Raw genomic sequence first — 7,024 nt, forward strand, 5'->3', positions numbered from 1 at the left:
CCCCGCCGGAGCCACGTCCGGGCCGCCACCCCGCGCCGCGCCATCCGGCCCGGTGAGCGGCCCGTCCCCCGCCAACACCGCGTCCGCCGGGGCCGGTTCCGCGCCGCCGGTGACGGCGGAGGGGCCTCCGGGGCCCCCTTGACGGGTGGGGCGCCCGTTTCTAGGGTCGCCCCGCCCGATGGGGGGCGCCGAACCACCCGGCGCGCGGCGTGCCCTTCGGGTCCTTCGACGCCGAGGAGCCCCGAGTGAAGCCCCTGCCCGTGACCGCCCGGCCGGACCTGAGAGCCCCCCGCGTGCTGCTGGTGACGCTGCTGGCCGCGGCCTGCCTGCTGGTCGCGATCCCCGCGGCCACCGCCACCCCCCAGGGAGGGCCCACCGCCAGGACCGGCACCTGGACCGGCACCTGGGCCTCGCCGGTGACCACGGTCCCGGCCGTGGACGGCACCGCGTTCGAGGACCAGACGATCCGCCAGATCGCGCGTACCAGCATCGCCGGGGGCGCCGCCCGGGTGCGGCTGACCAACGCGTTCGGCACCACCCCGCTGGTCATCGGCGAGGCCCGGATCGCCCGGCGCGCCCCGGGGGAGGAGGGGCCGCGCACCGAACCGGGCACCGACCGGCCGCTCACCTTCCACGGCCGCTCCTCGCTCACCATCCCGCCGGGCGGCTCGGCGGTCAGCGACCGGGTCAGCCTGCGTGTTCCCGCCGGCTCCGACCTCGTCATCAGCCTCCACCTCCCCGAGCACACCCCCGGCGCCACGGTCAACTCCTTCGCCGGACAGCACAGTTGGGTCGCCACCGGCAACGCCACCCGGTCCGGCGACCTGACGCCCACCGCCACCCTCGACCGCTGGTACTTCCTGGCCGGGGTGGACGTGACCACCCCGCCCGGACACCGCGCCAGGGCCGTCGTCGCCCTCGGCGACTCCATCACCGCCGGGACCACGCTCAACGCCAACCACCGCTGGACCGACTTCCTCACCCGCCGCCTCGCCGACGCCCCCGGCCCGCACACCACGGCCGTGCTCAACCAGGGCATCAGCGGCAACCGCCTCCTCCACGACCCCAACCCGCCCGCCGGTTCCGAAGCCGAGGGCTACGCCGCCTACTTCGGCGAGAGCGGACTGCGGCGCTTCCCGCGCGACGTCCTCTCCCAGCCCGGCGTGAGCGACGTCATCCTGCACCTGGGCGTCAACGACATCGGCCACCCCGGCAGCGGCGTCGCCCCCGAGTCGGAACGCGTCAGCGCCGCCGACCTGATCACCGGCTACCGCCACCTCATCACCCGAGCCCACGAACGGGGCCTGCGCGTCCACGGCGCGACCATCACCCCGTTCGCCGACACCCCGCTGGGCTTCGACACCCCCGACAACGAGCGGGTCCGCCAGCGGGTCAACCACTGGATCCGCACCTCGGGCGCGTTCGACTCCGTCGTCGACTTCGACGCCGCCCTGCGCGACCCGGCCCGGCCCGAACGCCTCGCCCCCCGCTACGACAGCGGCGACCACCTCCACCCGAACGACGCCGGCAACCGGGCCATGGCCGGGGCCATCCCCCTCCACCTCTTCTGAGAACCACGCAAAGGAGCGCGCACGCCCGTGAAGAGAACGCCCCTCATCGCCCGCCTGGCCGCCACGGTGGCCTGCGCCGCCTCCCTGGTCGCCGCCCCGTCCCTGAGCGCGACCGCGGCGGCGGCCCCGACCGAGAGGACCGGGGAAGCCACCGCCCTGGCCGCCGCCACCGCCACCACCCCGGCCGCCGTCGGCCGGGCGCCGGGAGGGAACAGGCAGTGGGTCACCAGCTGGACCGCCATGCCCCAGCTGACCGAGCCGGGGAACATGCCCCCGCCACCGTTCACCGGTGAGGACACCGTCCTCGCCGACAGCACGCTGCGGCAGACCCTGCGCGTGTCGACCGGCGGCGAGCGCATACGGCTGTCCTTCTCCAACGAGTTCGGCGGCGCCCCGCTGCCCCTCACCGGCATCGCCGTGGCCCTGCCGCGCGACGGCCGGGCGGGAGCCGGCGCCATCGAGCCCGGGACCTCCCGGCCCGTCACCTTCGCCGGCCGGCCCTCCGTGACCATCCCCATCGGCGCGCGCTACGTCTCCGACCCCGTCGACATGCCGCTCGCCCCCGGGACCAACCTCACGGTCACCACCTACCTCGCCGACGGCCAGGCGTCCCTGTCCGTCACCTCCCACCCCGGCTCCCGCACCACCTCGCACCTCGCGGCGGGACGGCACGTCGACGCCGAGGACCTGCCCGGCGCCACGCCCACCGACCACTGGTACCTCATCAGCGCCGTCGAGGCATGGTCGGGACGGTCCACCACCGCCACCGCCATCCTCGGAGACTCCCTGACCGACGGCCGGGGCTCCACCACCAACGGCAACAACCGCTGGCCCGACCAGCTCTTCGCGCGACTCCAGGACGGCCGCGGCACGGACGACGTCGCCCTGATGAACCAGGCCGCCGGCGGCAACCGGGTGCTCAACGACGGCCTGGGCCCCAGCGCCATCTCCCGCCTCGACCGCGACGTCCTCTCCCACAGCGGCGTCAACCGCCTGATCCTCTTCGAGGGCGTCAACGACATCGGCACCGCCGAGGCCACCGGCGCCGCCCAGGACCGCGTGGCCGAGGACCTCATCACCGCGTTCGACCAGATCATCACCCGCGCCCACGCCCACGGCATCGAGGTCTACGGCGCCACCCTGCTCCCCTTCGGCGACAACACGGGCTACGACGACCCCGGCGGCCTGCGCGAGGCCGCCCGGGGAACCGTCAACGAGTGGATCCGCACCAGCGGCCGGTTCGACGCCGTCATCGACTTCGACGCCGCGGTCCGCGACCCCGCCCAGCCGGACCGGCTCCTGCCGACGATCCACGACGGGGACTGGCTCCACCTGACGCCCGCGGGCTACGGAATGCTCGCCGACGCCGTCCCGCTCCGCCTCTTCAGAGACTGAGCGCAACGGTTCAACGGTTCAACGGTTCAACGGCTCAACGGCTCAACGGGCGGCGGGGTCGGCGCCCTCGCGGTGCAGGCGGTGGCGGGCGACCAGCTCGACCGTCACCGCCACCGCCGTCGTCTGGACCGCCACCAGCGATATCAGCACGAACAGTTGAGCCGCCCCCGCCATCAGCGGGCTGGCCCCGGCCAGCAGCATGCCGACGAACGCGCCGGGCAGGGTGACCAGACCGACCGTCCGCGTCTGGTCGAGGCCCGGCACCAGCGCCTCCGCGGCGGCCGGGCGCGTGACCTCCCACCGCGCGTCCCTCACCGGGAACCCCAGGGCCATCGCCGCCTCGACCTCCCCGCGCCGCGCCGACAGGTCGTCCAGCGCACGCCTCCCGGCCAGCACGGTCGCGGTGAGCGCCCCGCCGATGAGGATGCCGGTGACCGGAACGAGGCTCAGGCCCTCCGGCGGGACCACCCCGGTCACCAGGAGCGTCCCCACCACCGGGGCCACCGAGCACGCGATCGGCGCCGCCGTGAGCCACCCCGTGGCGTTCTCGGTCACGCGCCTGCCCGCGGTGCGCACCGCCACCGAGAACATCACCAGCACGAAGGCCGGCCCGCCCACCGGCGAGGTCACCGCCCAGGTGATGACCAGTGACACCAGCCCGAGTTGAAGCGCCGCCCGCACCCCGGCGAGAAGGACCTCCCGCCCCCGCGAGGCGGTGGCGTCCCGCGACAGGTGGCACAGCGCCGCCACCGCGGCGGCGGCCAGCAGCAGGAAGCAGAGCACCACGCCCGACGTGGCGTCGACCGAGACCAGGGAGGGCGCGCTCGTCGTCATCCCGCCACTGTAGGAGCGGCCCCTCGGGGGCGGAGCGTTCTCCTCAGAACCCCGCGCCGCCGCTGCAACAGCCGTCCGTGCGCATCCGGCGGCTCGTCTCCCTCCACTCGGCCCCGGACGCCTCCACCGGCGCCGCCGTGGCGAAGGCCGAGGTCAGGTCGGACTGGTGGAACGGATGGCCGCCGCGGAGAACGGCGGTGGTGCGGGTGAGGGCGGAGAAGTCGGCGAAGGGGTCGCCGTCGACGAGAACCAGGTCGGCGAGCCTCCCCGGCGCGATGGTCCCCAGGTCGTCCTGGACGCCGAAGACGGCGGCCGGGACGGCGGTGGCCGCCCGGAGCGTCCGGGCCGCCGACAGCCCCGACCGGCGCAGGGCCCGCAACGCCAGGTGGAGATGGAGGCCCACCGGGACCAGCGGCTGGTCCGTGCCGAGGGCGATCAGCGCGCCGCCCTCCAGCAGCCGGCGGTAGACGGCCGTCTCCACCTCCAGGGTGGCCCACTCCTCCTCGGTCGGCGCCAGCGCGGCGCGGGCGCGCACCAGCGCCACGTCCCACGGCGGCATCAGCGTCGTGACCCGCGGGTCCCGGGCCAGGGCCGGGTCCTCGCCGAGCAGCGCCAGCGCGGTGAACGGGGTGGCGACCAGCCGGAAGTCGGTGGCGGTGTAGATCTCCGCCACGTCCTGGTACGAACGGCCGGTCGCCGACGTCGCATGCCCGAACTCCGGCCGCTGCGTCGCCTGAAGATGCGTGGTCAGGTCCTGCCCCGTCTGAACGCCGGGGGAGCAGTAGTGACTTCCCGCCCGCACCCCGAGACGGTCATGGGCGAACGCGGCGGCCCGCGCCATCACCCAGTGCGGCGCGCGCACATACGTCTTGACGAAGTCCCACTCCAGGGCCGCGCCGCGCGCCAGCGAACGGTCCAGGCCCTCCGGCGTCGCATGCGCCCGCCCCATGCTGTAGGCGACGCGGGGGCCGTCGAGCAGCTCACCCGTCGTCAGCAGCCGCGGGCCGGTCATCTCCCCGGCGGCGGTCGCCTCCCTGACGCGGGCCTGCTCGTAGGCGAAGCCGCCCAGCGACACCGTGGTGGTGATCCCGTAGGCCAGCTGAAGGGCGCTCTGCCGCCCGCCGTACGTGGACTGCCACGGGTGGACGTGCGCGTCCCACAGCCCGGGGAGCACGGTCCGTTCCGAGGCGTCGAGGTGCCGGTCGGCGCGGCGGCCGGGGCGGTGCGGCTCGACGGCCTCCACGCGCCCGTCGCGCACGACGACGTCCATGTCCTCCCGCACGGTCTCGCCCGTGCCGTCCCACAGGCGGCCCGCCCGCACCACCGTGTCGGCGGCCCGGGGACGGCGGTAGTCAAGACGCACCGGAACGGTGACGGGCGCGGCGCCGTCCACCCCGACGAGGCGCGGGGTCCCGGCCGACAGGTAGAGCAGCCTGCGGGAGTCCCCCGACCAGGAGGGGTGGTCGGCGGCCTCGGAGGTGAGCCGCCGGGGAGCCCCGTCGGGCGTGCCGTCCGGAAGGACGGGAAGCAGCCACAGGGCCGACTCGGCCACGACCGCCATCCAGCGCCCGTCCGGCGACCAGGCCGGTCCCGAGGCATAGCGGTCGGAGAGGGAGGTGTGCGGCGCGATCGCGTGGAGCGCGTCCTCACCGGTGCCCGCGTCCACGACCCGGATGAGGTTGTAGCCCTCGCGGAAGCGCTGGCTGAGCCGGTTCCGGTCGCACAGCGCGATGTGCGACCCGTCCGGCGACCAACTGGGCGCTCCCGGCAGCCCGCCGCCCGACAGCGGCCGGGCGAGGACGCGTTCCTCGCCGCTGTCCAGGTCGACGACCAGCAGGTCACCCGCCATGGACAGGCAGGCGAGCCGCCGCCCGTCGGGGGACAGGGCGGGGAACGTGCGCCCGCCGCCCGCCAGGACCTCCTCCGCCCCGGACCGCAGGTCCCTGCGCCGCACGGCGAACAGGCCGTCCCGGTCGTCCGCGAACACCAGCCCCGCGCCGTCGGGGGTCCAGGCCGGGGCCATCACATAACGGGTCGGGTCCGCGGTCAGGACCCGGCGCGGCCGTGACCTGCCGTCCACGCGCGCGACCCACAGGGAGTTGAGCGCGGTGAACGCCCACTGGCGCCCGTCGGGGGACAGGACCGGCAGGTGCAGGCCGAGGACGCGGTGGCTGCCGCCGTCGTCGAAGGCGTGGCGCTTCCCCCGGCAACGGTGCCGCTCGACGGGCAGCGCCGCGGTGAACGCGATCTCCTCCCCGTCGCCGGGCGCGGCCGGGCGCACGACACGGAACCGGCCGTCCACGGTCAGCAGCACCTCCTCCTCCGAGACCCACCGGACCGGGACCGGAGCGACGTCGCCCTCGACCGCCACGGGCGTGCCGTCCACGACCAGCACGCAGGTGGCGGCCGGCTGCGGCGTGGTCCGCAGGTGGGCCAGCCTCCCCTCCGGGGAGACGGCCGGGGTCATGACCTGGCTGCCCTCGGCCCCGGTGTGCCGGGTGGTCACGGCTCCGGTCCCGTCGGCGCGGACGGCGGCGATCGTCCGGGCGTCCAGCGTCCCGACACCGGACACCGCGCCGCGCACGAACAGGATCTCCCGGCCGTCGGGCGACCAGGTGGGGTCGAAGTCCTCCCAGCCGCCCTCCTGGAGCGGCCCCGGCTGGCCCGGCAGCCCGGTCACCCGCGTCAGGTCCGAGGAGCGCGTGTCGTAGGTCCAGATGCGGTAGGCGCCGCCCGTGACGGTGTCGCCGCCGCGTTCCGAGCAGAACGCGACGCGCGTGCCGTCGGGGGACCAGCACGGCGCGCGGTCGTCCCACGGCCCCTCCGTGAGCTGCCGCAGCCGCGAGCCGTCGGGGGCGGTGGTGAACAGGTGGAATCCGCCGCCGCGGTAGGCGCTGACGACCAGCGACCTGCCGTCGGGCGCGAAGTGCGGGCGGGTGGGCTCCAGATCGGGCGGGCTGAGCGCCGTGGCCTCGCCGCCTTCGCGGGGGATGGACCACAGCACGCCCTGGATCTCGGCGACCAGCCGGTCACCGGCGGGGGAGAGGGTGGCGGAACCGTTGGTGGCGGCGGTGAACGTCAGCACCGTGGGCCGCGGCGCGGCGCCCGCCGCGGCCCACGCCGGCGCGGCGACGACGGCGCCCGCCGTGGCGGTCGCCGTGGCGGTCGCCTGGAGGAACCCGCGGCGCGAGAGGCGGGGGGCCGCCGATGGCGGGGGCGACGGC

4 protein-coding genes are annotated in these 7,024 nt (G+C 75.9%); 2 read left to right on the top strand and 2 right to left on the bottom strand.

The features are described 5' to 3' along the window. The first annotated feature begins 245 nt into the window (after nucleotides 1–245). Entirely contained in the window at nucleotides 246–1,571 is a 1,326-nt protein-coding gene (locus tag ADY01_RS30430; protein ID WP_199826345.1) for an SGNH/GDSL hydrolase family protein, read from the top strand. A 27-nt stretch (nucleotides 1,572–1,598) separates the two neighbouring features. Next, nucleotides 1,599–2,966, top strand: a complete 1,368-nt coding sequence (locus ADY01_RS30435; RefSeq protein WP_049579893.1) for an SGNH/GDSL hydrolase family protein — start codon at nucleotides 1,599–1,601, stop codon at nucleotides 2,964–2,966. A gap of 42 nt (nucleotides 2,967–3,008) precedes the next feature. On the opposite strand, the gene ADY01_RS30440 is transcribed toward ADY01_RS30435, so the two are convergent. Both ADY01_RS30440 and ADY01_RS30445 read right to left on the bottom strand, forming a co-directional pair. Continuing rightward, the gene (locus ADY01_RS30440) at nucleotides 3,009–3,800 is read right to left on the bottom strand and encodes an ABC transporter permease (protein WP_049579895.1); all 792 of its coding nucleotides are present in this window, start codon (nucleotides 3,798–3,800) and stop codon (nucleotides 3,009–3,011) included. Nucleotides 3,801–3,843: 43 nt separating this feature from the next. After that, nucleotides 3,844–7,024 (bottom strand): amidohydrolase family protein (locus ADY01_RS30445; RefSeq protein WP_049579897.1); only part of this gene is annotated, 3,181 nt, incomplete at its 5' end.

This window comes from Streptomyces sp. SBT349 (assembly GCF_001083795.1).
In the GTDB taxonomy this organism is placed as follows: Bacteria; Actinomycetota; Actinomycetes; order Streptomycetales; family Streptomycetaceae; genus Streptomyces.